The sequence below is a fragment of the Flavobacterium sp. WC2430 genome (assembly GCF_040822075.1).
In the GTDB taxonomy this organism is placed as follows: Bacteria; Bacteroidota; Bacteroidia; order Flavobacteriales; family Flavobacteriaceae; genus Flavobacterium.
Window position 1 is genome coordinate 2,388,957 of record NZ_CP162007.1, and the last position, 17,214, is coordinate 2,406,170.

The 17,214-nt window shown below is 29.8% G+C and carries 17 protein-coding genes and 1 tRNA gene; 8 read left to right on the top strand and 10 right to left on the bottom strand.

The window, feature by feature from the left end; translation table 11 throughout:
• Positions 1 to 108: 108 nt before the first annotated feature.
• Positions 109 to 1,122, bottom strand: coding sequence for a hypothetical protein (locus AB3G36_RS10490; protein ID WP_367752483.1), 1,014 nt, complete (start codon positions 1,120 to 1,122; stop codon positions 109 to 111).
• Positions 1,123 to 1,393: 271 nt separating this feature from the next.
• On the opposite strand from AB3G36_RS10490, the gene AB3G36_RS10495 reads away from it, so the two are divergent.
• The 7 genes from AB3G36_RS10495 to AB3G36_RS10525 all read left to right on the top strand — a co-directional run bounded on the left by AB3G36_RS10495 (position 1,394) and on the right by AB3G36_RS10525 (position 9,082).
• Positions 1,394 to 2,479, top strand: a complete 1,086-nt coding sequence (locus tag AB3G36_RS10495; RefSeq protein WP_367752485.1) for an AAA family ATPase — start codon at positions 1,394 to 1,396, stop codon at positions 2,477 to 2,479.
• A gap of 86 nt (positions 2,480 to 2,565) precedes the next feature.
• Entirely contained in the window at positions 2,566 to 3,051 is a 486-nt protein-coding gene (locus tag AB3G36_RS10500; protein ID WP_367752487.1) for a YqiA/YcfP family alpha/beta fold hydrolase, read from the top strand.
• Between the two features lie 83 nt (positions 3,052 to 3,134).
• Complete coding sequence (locus tag AB3G36_RS10505; RefSeq protein ID WP_367752489.1) at positions 3,135 to 4,043, top strand: helix-turn-helix transcriptional regulator; 909 nt, start codon at positions 3,135 to 3,137, stop codon at positions 4,041 to 4,043.
• A 42-nt stretch (positions 4,044 to 4,085) separates the two neighbouring features.
• A complete protein-coding gene (locus AB3G36_RS10510; RefSeq protein ID WP_367752491.1) occupies positions 4,086 to 4,670 on the top strand; it encodes a hypothetical protein in 585 nt (194 codons plus the stop codon).
• A 63-nt stretch (positions 4,671 to 4,733) separates the two neighbouring features.
• Positions 4,734 to 6,698 (top strand): DUF2779 domain-containing protein, encoded by a 1,965-nt coding sequence (locus AB3G36_RS10515; protein ID WP_367752493.1) that lies wholly within the window; start codon positions 4,734 to 4,736, stop codon positions 6,696 to 6,698.
• A 1,124-nt stretch (positions 6,699 to 7,822) separates the two neighbouring features.
• Positions 7,823 to 8,608, top strand: a complete 786-nt coding sequence (locus AB3G36_RS10520; RefSeq protein WP_367752495.1) for a hypothetical protein — start codon at positions 7,823 to 7,825, stop codon at positions 8,606 to 8,608.
• A 132-nt stretch (positions 8,609 to 8,740) separates the two neighbouring features.
• Positions 8,741 to 9,082: a hypothetical protein gene (locus tag AB3G36_RS10525; RefSeq protein ID WP_367752497.1), complete on the top strand. Its 342-nt coding sequence runs from the start codon at positions 8,741 to 8,743 to the stop codon at positions 9,080 to 9,082.
• Here AB3G36_RS10525 and AB3G36_RS10530 read toward each other — a convergent pair.
• Genes AB3G36_RS10530 through AB3G36_RS10545 form a run of 4 tightly spaced genes read right to left on the bottom strand, consistent with a single transcriptional unit; the run spans position 9,066 to position 11,751 of the window.
• Positions 9,066 to 9,386 carry a hypothetical protein gene (locus tag AB3G36_RS10530; protein WP_367752499.1) on the bottom strand — a complete coding sequence of 107 codons (321 nt, stop codon included), beginning with the start codon at positions 9,384 to 9,386 and terminating at the stop codon, positions 9,066 to 9,068. The genes AB3G36_RS10525 and AB3G36_RS10530 overlap by 17 nt on opposite strands.
• 3 nt (positions 9,387 to 9,389) lie before the next feature.
• Positions 9,390 to 10,019 (bottom strand): SOS response-associated peptidase, encoded by a 630-nt coding sequence (locus tag AB3G36_RS10535; protein WP_367752501.1) that lies wholly within the window; start codon positions 10,017 to 10,019, stop codon positions 9,390 to 9,392.
• Positions 10,019 to 11,281 (bottom strand): Y-family DNA polymerase, encoded by a 1,263-nt coding sequence (locus AB3G36_RS10540; protein WP_367752503.1) that lies wholly within the window; start codon positions 11,279 to 11,281, stop codon positions 10,019 to 10,021. The genes AB3G36_RS10535 and AB3G36_RS10540 overlap by 1 nt, the downstream gene beginning before the upstream one ends.
• Positions 11,282 to 11,283: 2 nt before the next feature.
• A complete protein-coding gene (locus AB3G36_RS10545; RefSeq protein ID WP_367752505.1) occupies positions 11,284 to 11,751 on the bottom strand; it encodes a LexA family protein in 468 nt (155 codons plus the stop codon).
• Between the two features lie 834 nt (positions 11,752 to 12,585).
• Here AB3G36_RS10545 and AB3G36_RS10550 point away from each other — a divergent pair.
• A complete protein-coding gene (locus AB3G36_RS10550) occupies positions 12,586 to 12,831 on the top strand; it encodes a hypothetical protein (RefSeq protein ID WP_367752507.1) in 246 nt (81 codons plus the stop codon).
• A gap of 65 nt (positions 12,832 to 12,896) precedes the next feature.
• Here the strand turns inward: AB3G36_RS10550 and AB3G36_RS10555 are convergent, their stop codons facing one another.
• From AB3G36_RS10555 to ribB, 5 genes are all read right to left on the bottom strand, one after another.
• Positions 12,897 to 13,214 (bottom strand): helix-turn-helix domain-containing protein, encoded by a 318-nt coding sequence (locus tag AB3G36_RS10555; protein ID WP_367752509.1) that lies wholly within the window; start codon positions 13,212 to 13,214, stop codon positions 12,897 to 12,899.
• 87 nt (positions 13,215 to 13,301) lie between these two features.
• Positions 13,302 to 14,300, bottom strand: a complete 999-nt coding sequence (locus AB3G36_RS10560; RefSeq protein WP_367752511.1) for a hypothetical protein — start codon at positions 14,298 to 14,300, stop codon at positions 13,302 to 13,304.
• Positions 14,301 to 14,362: 62 nt separating this feature from the next.
• A complete protein-coding gene (locus AB3G36_RS10565) occupies positions 14,363 to 15,583 on the bottom strand; it encodes a site-specific integrase (protein WP_367752513.1) in 1,221 nt (406 codons plus the stop codon).
• Between the two features lie 241 nt (positions 15,584 to 15,824).
• Positions 15,825 to 15,909: transfer RNA gene (locus AB3G36_RS10570), tRNA-Ser, on the bottom strand.
• 166 nt (positions 15,910 to 16,075) lie between these two features.
• Positions 16,076 to 17,209, bottom strand: a complete 1,134-nt coding sequence (gene ribB, locus AB3G36_RS10575) for a 3,4-dihydroxy-2-butanone-4-phosphate synthase (protein WP_367752515.1) — start codon at positions 17,207 to 17,209, stop codon at positions 16,076 to 16,078.
• Positions 17,210 to 17,214: the final 5 nt, after the last annotated feature.

Below are 17,214 nucleotides of genomic sequence, written 5' to 3' on the forward strand. Positions count from 1 at the left end.
ACACTGAATATCAATAAATTAATATCTTTTTTTTTAAACACAAAAGAAAAGCACACAATTAAATAATTATATTTTTAGTTTGATGATTTTCAGATTTGAAGTGTCTACTTACTCATATCTAAATAATGTTATATCCATAGCATTATTCAAACCATGTCTATCATATTTCATAAGATAACCATCAGCATCATAAAAATATTTTGGATTTGAACCATTTGAATTGGTTGTAATATGAAGGTATGATAATCCTTCTTGATTATCCATTAGAACTTTATAAACAGCTTCGTTGTTATAAACTCCAGCAATATTTTTATTATAAGAATAAGTGACACTTGAAGTTGTTTTTTCAACTCCATCAGCATCAACACTAATCCAATTTTTAATATACGTATTATTCGGAAAATAAGAATAGGTATAATGCATTTGTGGCTTTGGATTTCCATCGGGGCTAGTGTAGTATAGATATTTACTAATTATATTATTAGCTTCATCGTATTCAAACGTATATTTAAGCGCGCCATATAAATCCCTCGCTTTAATTATTTGACCAATTGAATTATATTCATATACTAAAACTGCACCAGCATCTTGATATCTTGTTATTTGCACTCTTGCTCCAGTCTCAAGATAAGAGAAAATAATTGGTGCATATGCAGGTGTGTTATTGTAACCAGGATTTGCAATATTATTAATGGTTATTTGTTCAAGGTTACCACTTGAGTTATAGGAATAAGTCCTTTCATCAAATTTTTTAGTTTCCACATTTAATGCTTCTTCAGTTGGGTCGTAAAGGTTATCAGTAGGTAAAGCTTTGTACTCCGCATCTGTAAATTTAGTTTTGTAGTTAGAGTCCGACCACGACTGAAATGTAAAGGTTATTGTTTTAACCAAACGTTTAGTTGCCGCGATTCTTCCAGTTGAACTTTGACCTTTGATGTTGACAACTGCTGGTTTCATCAAACTTGAAACTGGTATTACAGCTACTGGTGGTGCAATCACTACTGGTGGTACTGTTGGAGGTACGATTACTAATGGAGGAAGAATTGCGGGTTCATCATTTGAGCATGAAACTAAGCTAATGCAACATAATGCAGTTACCAAAAAATAGAAAATATTTTTCATAGTGGTTAAGTTAGGGGATGGTTTAATTATTTTAAAACTAGAAAAAAAGTAATTCATGCAAATCTAAAAATTTAAAAATCGGATTCCTTACGGATTCCCGTAAAGCAGATTTTTTTTACAATTAATTTTAAGGAATGCATTAAGTCTTCCTTTTTTATGAGAGTGTTTTTATTAAAAGATTGAATTTTGTAAATAGTTGGGACATTTTTATTTTCCGTCATATCTTGTCGTTATGGCTTGTTAGTTTTGTTGTAAATAAAAATAACAACCCATGGAAATTACTACAAAAACATCAGTTGCAGAAAATCTAATCCTCAAACACGATTCATTTGATATTTATACAGGAGGTGGCCATTACATTAATCAATTTCGACTTTTTCATGCCTATTTTGGTATCATTCCAAATTTAAAAACAATCGATTCAATAATTGATTCAAAGTTGCGAGATTATATTATTAAAGAAATGGAAAACGAAATTCAAAAAGAGCATTATAGCCAATCTTATGAATATGATACGAAAAAGAACGATTATTCAGACTATTTTGTTATTCTAAAAAATAATATTGTTATCAATTTATTTCATCAGAATGCTTATATACTTTTTAATCCAAAACAAGAAAAAGAAGCACAAGAACTTCAAAACTTATTTTTGCGATTTCAGATAAAACCAACAAAAACCAAAGAAATAAGTTTAATCGTAAACTCTAAAAATGGGCTCAAAACAAAGGATGTTGTCATTAAAAAACCAAAATTAAATATTGATTTAAATTACAACGATGATTTCAATAGGGTCCATTTATCAATTCTAAAAAATATTAAAAAAGCCCACACTCAAGGGCTATACTTGTTTCATGGATTGCCTGGAACAGGAAAAAGTACTTATATTAAACATCTTATTCACCTACAAAATAAAAAAGTAATATTCTTATCTCCAAATATGGCTGGAAATTTAGATAGCATGGAGCTTACTAATTTTTTGTTGGACAATCAAAATTGTATTTTAGTGATTGAAGATGCTGAGGAATTAATATTATCAAGAGACAACCATCATAACTCTAAACTTTCATTTTTACTCAATCTTACTGATGGCCTTTTGGGAGAAAGCTTGGGTATCCAGATTATAGCTACTTTCAATACCGATCTAAAAAATATAGATAAAGCATTATTGCGAAAAGGTAGATTGACAGCTATTTATGAATTTAAACCTCTTTCAACTTTAAAAACAAATATCCTATTGAAAAAATTAGGTAACGATATAGAAGTGAATCAACCAATGTCGGTGGCTGATATTTTTAATTTTGAGGTGGATACTAATTATTGCCCTAAATTAAGAAAAGCAGTAGGTTTTGGAAATTAATTTTAAAATTACATGTTTTGAGAGCGACCTATGCTTTTAATCACTTTAGATAAAAATCACTTATATTTAATCAAAAATAGTAAAACATGAATATTTTATTTCTCCACGGACTTGAAAGCCCGCTAACTACTGATAAAAAAAATATCTTACAAAAATACGGCAATGTCTTTGCACCCGCTTTAGATTATAAATCAAATCCAGATATGATTCAAACGCTATTTGATGAGTATCATAAGAAGAATATCGATGTAATCATAGGTAGTAGTATGGGTGGATTTACTGGATTCTACTTATCCAAATTATTGAAAGTACCTGCTTTGTTATTCAATCCAGCCTTACCATACCATGCCACGGAGCAAAACATTCCAAATATAGATGTAGTACACCATCATTTGATACAATTTGTTTTGGGTATACAAGATGACACTATAAAGGCTGAAGACAATCTCAAATATATTCTAAATTTTGTGCCTAGAGAAAATGATATACGGATCCATCTTTTAAAAGACTTGGCACATCGTATACCTGCAACCGTTTTTGAAGCGGAAGTGAATCTGTTTTTTAAATGCTAAGTAAATATTTTAAAAATTTATTTAATAACGACATATTATGTCGTGATGTAGCAGTAATTTTGGAATAGATTAACAATCATACTATGTCAAAGAAACAGTTCATCAAACGGCACCATTTAGTTATTAATAAATTAAGATCCAATCCTTGTTCTTTTAAAGAATTACAAAAACATTTGGAAAACCATTCTATTGATGCAGATGAAAATTATATGATCTCAAAACGAACGTTTGAGCGTGATGTAAATGAAATTAGAGATATTTATCAAATTGATATTGAATATAATCGTTCCATGAATTGTTATGAAATAGTTCATGATGCGGACGAAGTAAAAAACGACCGTTTAATGGAATCATTTCAAATATTTAATGCGTTAAGTGTTTCTGAAGGTCTCTCTAATCAAATCATTTTAGAGAACCGTCAACCTCTGGGAACCGAAAATATGCATGGACTGATCCATGCCATAAAAAATCATTTCGAGGTGCATTTTACTCATGAAAAATATTGGGATGAAGATCACGAGAAAACAATGCGAACTGTCCAGCCATTGGCTTTAAAAGAAGCTAGAAATCGATGGTACCTAATCGCAAAAGACACGAAAGACAATCGGATTAAACCGTTTGGTCTGGATCGAATTACTGATTTAGATATTTCTAGAAAAAAGTTTATTTATCCTACTGGTTATTATCCAGAAGAAGTTTATCGCTATAGTTTTGGAATTATCACTGAAGATAATAATCCGCCACAAAAAATAATTTTGTCTTATTCCTATGACCAGGGAAAATATATAAAATCATTGCCTTTGCATCATTCTCAGAGAGAATTGATTAATAATGAAAAGGAATACCGAATAGAACTGTTTTTACATCCAACTTACGATTTTTTGATGGAAGTGCTTTCGGTGGGAAAAGAAGTTAAAGTAATTGAGCCTTTGAGTCTTAAGAATGAAATAATTAAAATGCTGGAAGCGACTTTGAAGCAGTATAATGATTAATTAGGTTTTGGTAGTCGTTTAGCTAAAAATAAACTCTTCTTCATGTTAAAAAATAAGCTCAAGATAAATCTATTTGGTGAAGCATGGATCCTAAAACGGATTTCTATATCTAATGAACAAAAAAACCATTGGGAAAAAATAGCGCTAAAAATGAATCAGTCACTGTGCAAAGCTATTATTGATCCATATTTTTATTATTTACTAAATGAGGGTGCTATTGAGTCAATGAATGATTTAGTGTCAATTAAAATAGGTGGATTGATTAATAACCAGAAAAATCAAATTGAAATTTGGTACAAGAATAGGAAGGTCCAGAAACTTAAAATTAATGATTTATTAGAAGAGCTATTACTTTTTCCATTATATAACACTTCTGTTTCTAGAACAAATCCAGATTACGAAACAGGTATTTATATTGAACAAAAAGAGATTGGGTTAATTGGCAGCTATGAAATTCGTACAAATAATTTCAATATTAACAATTTAGAATTTCAGCTTTTAAAGGTGGATGGGATGATAATTTTAAAAAATTTAAAATATCAAAACCAAAATTTAAAAAGAATTAAAAATGATACATTAATTACTTTTCAAAATGGATTTGAGGTTAGTAATTCCATTCAAGATTAATATTCTATAGAAATATCAGTAACGTTTATCTGATTATTAATTCAACTATTCATTAATAATACTATGAAACCATTAACAAAATCGAGATTCAAAACAGCTCTAGAGTGCCCAAATAAACTCTTTTTTACTTCAAAAAAAGAATTCGCCAACAACAAAAGCGATGATCCTTTTATGAAGGCTTTGGCTAGCGGTGGTTTCCAAGTTGAAGAGTTAGCAAGACTCCATTATCCTCAAGGAATTTTTATCGATACAGAGAATTATGAATATGATAAAGCTTTCCAGCTTACACAAGAAGCTTTACTTCTGGAAAATGTAGTCATTTACGAAGCAGCTTTCCAGGTGGATGGACTTTTTATTCGTACAGATATTATTGTCAAAAACGGTAATAACATTAAACTAATTGAAGTCAAGGCTAAATCATTTAATCCAAATGACGGAAATATATTTGTTGGTTCACGAGGCGCATTGGTAAGTAGTTGGAAATCTTATTTATTTGATTTGGCTTTTCAAAAATATGTAGCGCAAAAAACGTATCCTAATTTGAAATTCGAAGCCTATTTATTGATGGCAGACAAAACTAAAAAAGCGACTATCGACGGTTTAAACCAATTGTTTCGGATCCCGAATAATGGTAATCCAAGAACTGATATTATTAAACGTGTTCATTCTTTGGAAGAGATCGGAAGTACGGTTTTAGCAGAAATAAATGTTGATGATATTATAAATGATATTATCGCCAACAAATATAAATATTATGAAAATCTGAACTTTGAAGAAGCTATTGCTATTTTCAAAAAGGCGTACCAGGAAGATGTTTATTTAAATTGGCCCATACAATTTAGTTCATGTAAAAATTGTGAATTTAAGACAACACTTCAACAAGAACAGGAAGGCTTGAAGTCTGGTTTCAAACACTGTTTCAGTAAACAATTGAAGTGGTCGACAAAAGAATTTGAGAAACCAAATGCGATGCAAATATGGAATTTTAGAGGCAAAAACCTAATGGAGGAAAACCGTTTGCTGATGGAACAATTAACAGAAAATGATTTCAAATTTAAACCCGAGGCAGGAAGAATCGCTCCATCGGAAAGACAATGGATTCAGGTTGAAAAAGCTGTTAATGTTGATACTTCGTTTCATGCTGAAAAAGACGAATTAAAACAAGAAATGGAGAAATGGGTTTTCCCATATCATTTCATCGATTTTGAAACCAGCACCGTGGCATTACCATTTACGGCTGGCCGCAAACCTTATGAGCAAGTTGCTTTTCAGTTTTCTCATCATAAGTATAATGAAGATGGGACTATAGAACACAAGAGCCAATATATTAATAATATAGCTGGAGAATTTCCGAATTTTATATTTGCTAGAGCTTTACAATCAGCTTTAGGAAATGATAACGGTTCTGTTTTTAAATATGCAACTCATGAAAATTCCATTGTCAATGCGATTATAATTCAGCTGGAGGAAAGTAATGAAATTGATAAAAAGGAACTGGTAAGCTTTCTAAAAACTATTAGTCAATCAATAGCCAAAAAAGCGGAAATCTGGGAAGGACATCGAAATATGATCGATTTATGTAAAGTGGTGAAGAACTATTATTATAATCCATACACCAAAGGGTCCAATTCAATCAAAGCTGTTTTACCAGCTAGTTTGAACTCAAGTGATTTTCTGAAAATGAAATATAGTCAGCCTATCGGAGATATCAATTTAACCAGCCATAATTTTCCACCCCATCACATATGGTTACAAATGGATGGTGATACGGTAATTAATCCGTACAAAATATTACCTCCATTATTCGACAATTGGACAGAAATTGAAATGGAGGCAAACTTATCTGATATGGAAAATATTGCTGATGGTGGGGCCGCTTTAACTGCATACGCCAAATTACAATACATGGATATGACAACTAAAGAGAGACTTGAAATTTCACAAGGTTTACTCAAATATTGTGAATTAGATACTTTAGCCATGGTCATGATTTACGAACACTTCGTACATGATGTAATTAATTTTTGATTTTTTAGAAACTTTAGTGAATGATATTATGATGGGGAGAGTTAAAGATAATTGTTATGACTAAATTTTATTTAAAAGGCTGGTTTAACTTAGCGTAGCTTAATTGAGTTACCATGGCTGGCTTATCATCGGAGATGGAAAAACAGAAAGATCGCTAACGCTGATTGAGATGTTATTTTTATACGATATGGCTAAAGCCAAATAAAGCGATTTAAGCTATTGTAATTTTATTTATCTTACATTTTTTTATCTAATTGAAGTAAAAGATCTATTAAAAGTCTTATTCATCTTTGAATAATAGATAAATAACGGTAAAAACTAAAAGTTAGCTGACGCTAATTGAGATATTAATTAAATTCAGAATGACTAAAGCCATATAAAGCGATTTAAGCTATTATAATTTTATTTATAACACAATACTCTAATTCAGGATAAAAATTCATTACAAGCTTTATTATTAGTAAAAAAAACATAAAGAATGATTAAAACTAAAAGCATGCTGACGCTAATTGATAATTTATATTTTATGATGTAGCTAAAGCTAAATTAAAATAATATGATTTCATGAAAAAATTATTATAACATTTAGTCATATTATTTAAAAGGAATAATTTATTAAATGAATTTGAAATTCATTTTAAAAAAAATTGAAGCTAAAATTTCAATAGATTTAAATTTTCTATTATATAAATATTACTTTAATAATTATATATCTCTATAGTTTTATATTATAGTTTTAAATATATTAATAATATAGTAGTAATATGGGGGTTATTCGACTGTTTCATTAACAGTTATATAACTGTTTGTTTAGCAGTCAAAGGACTGTGAATGTTACAGTCACATAACTATCAATAGTATAAAAGCTCAAAGTTGAACATCTTACATTTTATAATTAGACGAAAATATGAATTAATTTTAGAGTATGCATTGACTTTTATTTTTTTTTCGTTATTATACTGTATTACGTTTCAAAAAAGTGGAATCATTTAAAAGTTTCATTTTCTAGAATTTATAATTAAAGAGAATTAACTCATTAAAATTCTGTTGCTGGAGGGTTGCTCCTCCAGCGTGGGTTACAGACTTAACCACCAATAATAAAGAATACCCAATAAAAAAACATAATGAAACAATTTTCACAAATTAAAAAGTTTTACCATGATGTCCTATTTATGGCATCAGCTCGCCAAAATAAAGGTAAAGTATTTTACATCAACCCAACGCAGTTTAAAATTCTCCTTAAATTAGTCCACTATGAAAAAACGGATGACAATATTACCTTCCAAAACAAAGATATAGCTAAGCATATATATCTGGCAGAATCAACCGTCAAAGATGCTATTGAAGAAATAAGGAAAATGGGCTACATAACTTCCGAATCAAAAAAATATAATAATCGATTAGGGTTTAAATCAAATCGCACTATTAATTTAGATTGGGATTTTATCCAAAAATTATATGACGAATATATTTTACCAAATTCTAAGATCGACACATCATTATCAACTCCAATTGAAATTATTAGTGAAACTTCTATAATAGCTATTGACGAGATTGATTCAGTCATCATAGAAGAAATAATTAATCCATTAAAATTTGAAAAACTTCCCTCTACTTTTGAAGTTAAACCACCTATAGCTGTAGAAGAAATCACACCTCATACGGAAGTTGCGAAAGTAACAATCGATAAAACAATGACTGAAGAAACATTACTTAAGACCGAAATTAAAAGTGACAAAAAAATCAGAGAAGAATTAGAAGAAAGATTAGATAAAGTAAAACGCAAGATGGCCAAGAATAACCAATTTGAAGATTACAAGGATATTTTCGAAATGGAAAAAAGATCAGATGAATATTCCGCAGAAGATTTAATTTTTTTCCTTGATCTTTATGAAAATAAATTGATCTAATCAACACTAATTAAACATTTAGGACAAAAAGGAGAAAGTAGATATGACATCTAATAATAATTTTTAAGCCTACTCTCACATAGCAGACATTTTAATTACTTATTCACGTTCAGAAGAAAAATAAAAAAAAATATGATAAATCACACATTAATACTAACCATACCTAAGGTGGAGTTACCTACAGTCAATATTTTAGAATTTGCGAAAGATTTAATCGCTGCAAACTCACCTACCATAGATTATTTTGGAGTTGAACTGGACAATGATTATGATTACATAGATGAAGAAATGCAAAGTAAAATTGATAATTCAACCTATCTAACATTTCATTTTTCAGATATTGAAATAAATTATGTTATATATGATGAAGATCAGGTAATTAACCTATTATTCAATAAATTAAATAATGACGAAATTGGTCAAATCATTGTAACTGAAAAAGATATTGAAGTATTTATTAACCAAGTTCTATAATTTTTACTTTTACTTTTTTATAAAAAAAATCCATTTCTGGTTGAAATAATAAATTCAATTCTTTATTTTTATTCTCATACAATTCATTTATTTTTTCAACTGTTATTTTATCATTTTCGCTCAAAACATTTATTATATAATCACCTAAGATACTTTGGCACCTCATTATGTGTTCATCAATAACATTATTATCTTCCATCATTTCATTTGGATAAATATATTGTGTCAATTCGTCTAAACAATTCAAATCTTTTAAAAAATAAGCTTTGAAATCATCATTTGTTGTTCCGTTGAAATAGTCCATGGTTTACTGTGTTTGAAATGCTATTAAATTTGGTTGATAGTTAGGATAAGCAAAATCTTTAATTGAAATAGAATCATCCAACCATTTTCTTTCATCAATTCTGTTAATCATAACTGGCATTCTCTTTTTGTGGTTATGTACATACTGCATAGTTTTATCAGCTTCAGTTGTTAAGATCGTATAAGTATTTACAATGTCACCAGTACTAGGATTTAACCAATTTGAATACAAACCAGCTAAACAAAAAATCTCGTCTTCCTGTGAATTGATCAAATACTTTTCCTTTTCCTTTCCTTTTGAATCGTTCCAATGCCATTCGAAATAACCAGTGACAATAACTAAGCATCTATTATTTACACAATTTTTAAAAGATGGTTTTTCTTCAACCGTTTCTATCCTTGCATTAAGTGTATTTTTTCTAATTTCATCATCTTTGGCCCAAGATGGAATTAGTCCCCAAGTAAAATCTGTTGAAATAATATCTGGTTTTTCATCAATTATAACTGGAAGATTTGGATAACTAAAACCATTTACAAAATCAGATTTAATAAACTTTTCTCGATTATCTACCTTAGCTGAAAATCTTGTTTCAACTTTATTACATATTGCTACTTGTTGAGTGAAAAAACACATTATAATTTACAATTAATTGTTATAATGTCTTTTAGATTTGTTGAATAACAAGGTGATAAGCTTTCTTGTTTCATTTTCCATTTTCGTTTTAAATCTTGACCACCAAACTTAACTTTATCACCTAATTTTATATTCATTTTGTCCAATACATTCATCAATACTTTATGTTTTGGATTCTCATATTCAAACATTGATAATTGTTGTGTTTCATCATGACTAATTCCCATTAAAATTACACCAGCTTTTTTATAACTAAATCCTTCTTTATAAATCGAATTTAAAGCCATCTGAGCATATTTATTTAATTCAAATGTTGATGATGTTGGAAATGGTAGTTTAACGGTTTTATAGCTACTATACTGTGGTAAATCTTGTCTAAATCTATTGGTGTAAATGAAAACTTGAATCAATTCACAATTACTTTTTTGATTTCTAAGCTTAACAGCTGCCAATGATGCAAATGTTGAAACTCGTTCACGTAAATCATCTTTGTTTTTCATCATTACATCGAAGCTGCGGGTAGTTGCAATGTTTTGCTTTGGCTTAATATCTTCAAAATTTATAGTTGGCTCACCTTCCAGATCCTTTTTTAATCTTAATCCAACAACTGTAAAATATTTTCTAACGTAAGAATCACTTAATTGAGTAAATTGATAAGCATTGGCCACACCAATTGATTGAAGTCGTTTGGAAAATTGTCTACCAATACCCCAAACATCCTCTATTTTAGTCCATTTAAGCGCTTTAATTCTCTTTTCTTCATTATCAATTATGTAATAGTTTTGTGTGCGTTCTGGATACTTCTTTGCTATCTTATTGGCAACTTTAGCTAACGCTTTAGTTGGTGCAAATCCAACTGATATTGGAATACCAACACCTTTTTTTACGATGCGGTGCATTTCCAATCCAATCTGATTATAATCAAAATATTTAAAGCCATTAAACTTTAAAAATGCTTCATCAATTGAATATACTTCAACATCTGGTGAAAATTCTTTTATCAAAGTCATTACCCTGTTGGATAGATCACCATATAGTGTATAATTTGATGAACAAACAACAATGTTATGTTCCTTAACTAAATCTTTAATTTGAAAAATTGGAACACCCATTTTTACACCTAATGCTTTGCTTTCATTTGACCGTGCAACAACACACCCATCATTGTTTGATAAAACAACAATTGGTTTATTTCTTAAACTAGGCTTGAACACTCGTTCACAACTAGCATAAAAGTTATTACAATCGATTAAAGCGTACATAGCTATTTTCTTTTACGGTGATCTTTCAGGGTATGAGTAACAATCCCCCAAATTTGGAATGATTCATTATCAGTAATTTGAATTGGTTTGTAGTTATCGTTTTCAGGCATTAGCCAAACGCAATCCTTTTCAACTCTTAACCTTTTTAATGTAAATTCATCAAAGATTAAACAAACAGCAATATCACCATCTTCTGGCTCAAGTAATCGATCTACCGCAATAATATCATTATTTGAAATACCTGCACCTTCCATTGAAGAACCAGAAACACGGGCGCAAAAAATAGTTGATGGTGACGTTCCAAATACTTCTTTATCAAAGCTAATTTTAAGCTCTTGAAAGTCGTCAGCTGGTGATGGAAATCCAGCAGAAATACCCTCATCAAAAAAAGGAACTTCAATTAATGAAGTTAAATCTGATGTTAAAAATTCGAGGGTTACATTATTTAGATCTATTACTTTCATTTTCATTTCCATTTCCATTTGAGAATACAAAGTTACTCAAAATGAAAATTTGAAATAGATTTATAAAAGTTAATGTTGATAAGTTGAATAAAATTTAATCTTCCCAGCCACATAAACTATAGCCACCACTTTTAGCTTTAGCTAATGAAACCTTAGAAATTTTATGTGTACATCTAATCAAGCTCTTACAAATTTCTGAAAAATGATATTTTGAAGCTGACTTACTAACACAAATGAACACAGCATTAGCTTTGTTGGATTAAATGAACAATAACATCGTTAAAGAAATCATTAAAATTTTCATGAGTTATATTTTTATCACTGATTTAATATCTAATCAATCACCACTTGTCTGAAACAAAAAACAGAAAATTTATTTGCTTACGATTTTTTTTAGGTGTAATTATACTATACTTATTTTTCATCCAAACCCTAAAAAAGAGGTGGGCAGAATTTCCTGCCCACCTCAGCCCATTACAGTTCAGTTTTTTACCTTTAAAACAATATGGCAAGCAATAATAACCGATTCACATTAATTCTGGACTACCTTAAGCACCTCTTTCAATATATATATATGCCAACTGATCTAATATATTATTGGCGTTAATGATACTACCGTTATTGATTTGACTAATCCTTATATCTAGGCTTCCTGGAAGTCACTTTCTGAAACAGGATTAGGAATACTAGTTAAAGTGGATTATTTATCACTTATTAACTTTAAAGATACTTATCAGAAAGAAATTAAAAATTACATCAATACACAGATTGACTATCCAAATGAAGATGGTTACTACGTAAAATTACAACTATTAAAATAACGAGATAAAAAATTAAAAAATGAACCCAAAACTATTAAAACTTAAAACTATTGGGAGTACCGAAAAATTGATGCTAATGCTTATGCTAGATTTTCCTCCTATTGCTTTATTCAATCTAAGAGCTGGAGATATGGCTAAAGAACTTGGAACAACCAGAAAAATTAGACTTGAACCAATATCTAATCTGGTTGAAGTTGGATATATCATAACCAAGGTTGTTTCTTCATCTTATTCAAGAACAATTTCATTAACTCCAGAATTTTAGATGCTTATAAACAATGGGTAGTAAAGTTTTTAAAATATTTGGTACTAAATGTTTAATTATGACGTCTAACTAGGTTTGTTTTGGAATAAATCCCAGTTAGAATTCTTTTTAAGGATGATGTCAAATTGAGCTTTAGGATACAAGTATAACTCACCAATCATGGTATATGGTATTGTGCCAGATTCTCTATATTTGATTATAGTATTAGGTGAAAGACCAAATTTTGCTTTAAGGTCTGTATTTCTGTAATAAGCATCTTCCTGCTTTACTTTCTCTTTTTTGAGTTTTTCCTCAATACTATTCAGTTTATTGAAAAGGGGATATAGTATATTTTCAAGTTTCTCTACTGACAGTAAAATTAATTGCGAATTATTGTTTTCCATAATATGCTTTTTTATAATTATTGTAATGCAAAATTATGGGGTTCTGACAAGTATATCTAGGGATTCCTAAGGATTCCAACAATACAATTAGTAACCCTTCTTCTTTAAATCTACCTTCTTTTCTGTTAACGAATCAATTCTTTGGGATAGCTTCCCAACTAAGCTATTAAGAAAAGTGATTTCTTTTTCAAGAATTTTAGAATCTAAATCTCTAGCGACTGGCATGGCTTTTGTCATTTTTTGAGCTTTGGTATAGATTGATTTATCTAAATAAAAGATGTTGGCATTATTGATATAATTTTTAAGACTTGTTCTTTCATCTTTTGGATCTGTTTTATCTTTAGCAATTATTCCAATTTCATATAGATTGTAAAATAGATGTCCAAGGTCTGTTTTAGAAAGGTTAAATTCCAGTTTTAAATCTTCAGGTATTAAACTATTTAAGTTTTCTTCAATATTACATTTTCTTCGATTGTAGACATTGGTTATGCTTTTAAGAAAATTTCCAATATCATGAATCATTTCAAGATGTAAAGTCAGAATATATGTAAGATGTGCTTTAGCAAATACAAATTCTACTTTATCTTCTTCAATATTAAATTCTTTTATCAAAATATTTTCTAATGTTTCACCTTCATCATGTAAAGAGGTGCCAATGTTAAAAAAGTTTTTAATTACTTCGATTATAATTTCATTTCTAGCATCAAAAAAATTACTCGGATTGGGTTCAGGGAAATCCATTGGGGAAATTTGGGGAGGATAATCAGGAAATACAAGAGACGTTGACCAATCATCATAAGAGAAATTATTAGTCGAGTAACTTTTTAAAAGTTGGGTTAGAGACACTGAAAATTTTTGAATATCCTCTAATATGCTTTCTATGAATAATATATTTTTCTCATCTGCATAGTCTATATTTTCATCGATTAAATTTTCAATTTTCTCTTTGGTCTCTTTAAAATATATTGATGGAATTTCTGTAACCCAGTTTTTATTGTATAAAAAATTTTGAATAACATCGTTGTATTCAATATCAAAGTTAAGAAGCTTTTCTATCTCTAAATTGAGTTTGACTAATTTTAGCATATAATTATTTTTATTTAAAAAAGCCCTTCTAAGAGGGCTTCTAAAGTAAATAAAATATTTGATTAAGCGAATTTTGTTTTTAATTTATCCATATCCTTCATTACATTAGTGTCAAGTACTTTAGCGTAATGTTGGGTCATTGTGATTCTTGTATGTCCCATCATTTTAGAAACATTTTCAATTCTAACACCGTTACCAAGGGTTACTGTAGTAGCAAAAGTATGTCTCGCAACGTAATGAGTTAGCTTTTTATCTATACTGCATATATCAGCTATCTCCTTAAGGTACTCGTTAATTTTCTGGTTACTGATGCTTGGAAGTAGTTTATCATTATCCAAATTTGCATACTTATCAATAATCCTTTGAACTGGTGGTAATACTGGTACATTAGACTTTATTTTGGTTTTTGCCCTATTAGTAACAATCCAGTATTCCCCATTATTATCTTTTATAATATTTTTTTTAGTGAGGTTTTCAACGTCAATGGGGGCATAGCTTGTATAACATGAAAATAAAAAAATGTCCTTGACTTTGTTAAGTCGTTCCGAACTGAATTCTTTTGCTTCGATTCTTTCAAGTTCATCTTTTGTTAAGAATACGGCATCACTAATTATTAACTTTTCATCATAACATAAAAAAGGATTATTAGTAATAATATTTCTTTTGATTCCATACATACAAACAGTTTTAAAACATTGAAAATATTTAACTACAGAATTATGACTTATACCGAGTTTACTATTAAAAGAGGAATCGTATTTTAAAAAATATTCCAAATTGTATATAAATTCATTGTCTATATCATTAATGTCAAATGATGTTTTGCCGTGTTTTATTTTAATAAAATTGAATAACAAATCTTTTGCTCTGTTGTATTTTTGAAGTGAAGCTTTACTACGCTCACCAACTTCAGATTTCTTTTTAAAATATTCACTGTGGTTTTTGAATAATTTTAGGACATCATATTCACCAGATTTTGTTGATTTCCCGTTTAAGTTGTTCTTGATATCTGAAAGGGTAGAATTAGGGTTGTGGCGAGTCAGTTCAAAATAAATAGACTCGATCTTATTTTCAAGAAAATCGATTGCTATTTTGCAGTTGACTTCACTATTTAAACGAAGTTTATTTCTAAGTTTATTTGTGAATTCCCATCTTTCTCTGCTAATAAATTTACCAGTACTTAAGGTTGTGGATTTACCTTGTAGTTTAATTTTGGCATAAATAGGAGATTCTCCTTCACTATTTTGCTTGTCAGTTTTCAGATAAAAAAAAGTCTTAATCATAATGTTACATTTTTAATTTGTTGTAAAATTATCAGTAAAACAAAAGGTTGCCGAGGGATTCCCAAGGATTCCCCAGAAATTCGGTTACCCTAATTTTGAATAATTTCAAGGGTAACCTATAGGGTAACTTAGCTTTGATATATAATGTGTATTTTGACTATGTACCAAAAACAAAAAACCCTCTAAACGTTGATGTTTAAAGGGTTTTGACTTTTAAAGTGTCAATTGACATCTTTATCAGCGGAGAAAGAGGGATTCGAACCCCCGGACCTGTTACAGTCAACAGTTTTCAAGACTGCCGCATTCGACCGCTCTGCCATTTCTCCAGTCTGTGCTATCATTTGCTGATTGCGAGTGCAAATATAAGCACTCTTTTCGGTTTACAAAAACAATTTTGATAAAAATTTTAGTTGTTTTTGAAAGTATTTTTTAATTGTTTCATTTCCTTTGATTTAGAGAAAAATTATTTTTCAGAAATAAAATAAATATGTACTAATAGCTAACGTATTCTGTTATTTCAAGACCGTAACCAATCATTCCAACACGTTTTCCTTGTTCCGTATTAGAGACCAAACGAATCTTAGAAATGTCTATATCGTGAAGAATTTGTGCTCCAATACCAAAATCTTTGCTGTCAATCTTAATTTTTGGTGCTTTTATTTCTCCTGTTGCTTGTAATATTTTTAATTCAGCCAAACGATTTAATAAATTTACCGATTGCATATCCTGATTAATAAAGATTACAGCGCCTTTTCCTTGCTCGTTAATAACCTTAAACATATCGTCCAATTGTTGGTCTGCATTATTAGTCAAAGTGCCTAATAAATCATTATTTACTTGCGAAGAATTGATTCTTGTTAAAACAGCCTCGCCTAAATTCCAATTCCCTTTTGTCAAAGCAATATGAATTTGTTTGTTGGTAGTTTGTTCGTAAGCGCGTAGACGAAAAGTTCCAAAACGAGTTTGAATATCAAAATCATCTTTTTTCACAATCAAACTGTCATGTTGCATTCTGTATGCTACAAGTGCTTCGATAGAAACTAATTTCAAATCAAATTTTTTCGCCACTTTTACTAATTGTGGTAATCTCGCCATTGTACCGTCCTCATTCATGATCTCTACGATAACCCCAGCCGATTTAAATCCAGCTAGTCTAGCAAAATCAATTGCAGCTTCAGTATGACCAGTTCGTCTTAGTACACCACCTTGTTTTGCAATCAAAGGAAAAATATGACCTGGTCTTGCTAAATCATGTGGTTTTGTATTAGAATCGATAAGTGATAAAACGGTTTTGGCTCTATCTGCAGCAGATATTCCTGTAGTTACGCCGTTTCCTCTTAAATCTACTGAAACAGTAAAGGCCGTTTCCATTGGATCCGTATTATTGGTAACCATTACATGCAATCCTAATTCTTTACAACGACTTTCGGTTAATGGAGCGCATATTAATCCACGTCCATGTGTAGCCATAAAGTTGATCATTTCTGGAGTTACCTTTTCGGCAGCAGCCAAGAAATCACCTTCATTTTCTCTGTCTTCATCATCAACAACAATGATTATTTTTCCTTGACGGATATCTTCAATTGCTTCTTCAATTGTATTGAGGTGTATTTTATTTTTGACCATGATTG

What these genes read in the sequence shown, in the direction of transcription:
- AB3G36_RS10560 (WP_367752511.1), bottom strand. Translation starts at nt 14,300, where the DNA reads ATGCTAAAATTAGTCAAACTCAATTTAGAGATAGAAAAGCTTCTTAAC.
- AB3G36_RS10540 (WP_367752503.1), bottom strand. Translation starts at nt 11,281, where the DNA reads ATGTACGCTTTAATCGATTGTAATAACTTTTATGCTAGTTGTGAACGA.
- AB3G36_RS10535 (WP_367752501.1), bottom strand. Translation starts at nt 10,019, where the DNA reads ATGTGTTTTTTCACTCAACAAGTAGCAATATGTAATAAAGTTGAAACA.
- AB3G36_RS10490 (WP_367752483.1), bottom strand. Translation starts at nt 1,122, where the DNA reads ATGAAAAATATTTTCTATTTTTTGGTAACTGCATTATGTTGCATTAGC.
- AB3G36_RS10500 (WP_367752487.1), top strand. Translation starts at nt 2,566, where the DNA reads ATGAATATTTTATTTCTCCACGGACTTGAAAGCCCGCTAACTACTGAT.
- AB3G36_RS10515 (WP_367752493.1), top strand. Translation starts at nt 4,734, where the DNA reads ATGAAACCATTAACAAAATCGAGATTCAAAACAGCTCTAGAGTGCCCA.
- AB3G36_RS10530 (WP_367752499.1), bottom strand. Translation starts at nt 9,386, where the DNA reads ATGGACTATTTCAACGGAACAACAAATGATGATTTCAAAGCTTATTTT.
- AB3G36_RS10495 (WP_367752485.1), top strand. Translation starts at nt 1,394, where the DNA reads ATGGAAATTACTACAAAAACATCAGTTGCAGAAAATCTAATCCTCAAA.
- AB3G36_RS10505 (WP_367752489.1), top strand. Translation starts at nt 3,135, where the DNA reads ATGTCAAAGAAACAGTTCATCAAACGGCACCATTTAGTTATTAATAAA.
- AB3G36_RS10545 (WP_367752505.1), bottom strand. Translation starts at nt 11,751, where the DNA reads ATGAAAATGAAAGTAATAGATCTAAATAATGTAACCCTCGAATTTTTA.
- ribB (WP_367752515.1), bottom strand. Translation starts at nt 17,209, where the DNA reads ATGGTCAAAAATAAAATACACCTCAATACAATTGAAGAAGCAATTGAA.
- AB3G36_RS10520 (WP_367752495.1), top strand. Translation starts at nt 7,823, where the DNA reads ATGAAACAATTTTCACAAATTAAAAAGTTTTACCATGATGTCCTATTT.
- AB3G36_RS10565 (WP_367752513.1), bottom strand. Translation starts at nt 15,583, where the DNA reads ATGATTAAGACTTTTTTTTATCTGAAAACTGACAAGCAAAATAGTGAA.
- AB3G36_RS10510 (WP_367752491.1), top strand. Translation starts at nt 4,086, where the DNA reads ATGTTAAAAAATAAGCTCAAGATAAATCTATTTGGTGAAGCATGGATC.
- AB3G36_RS10555 (WP_367752509.1), bottom strand. Translation starts at nt 13,214, where the DNA reads ATGGAAAACAATAATTCGCAATTAATTTTACTGTCAGTAGAGAAACTT.
- AB3G36_RS10550 (WP_367752507.1), top strand. Translation starts at nt 12,586, where the DNA reads ATGAACCCAAAACTATTAAAACTTAAAACTATTGGGAGTACCGAAAAA.
- AB3G36_RS10525 (WP_367752497.1), top strand. Translation starts at nt 8,741, where the DNA reads ATGATAAATCACACATTAATACTAACCATACCTAAGGTGGAGTTACCT.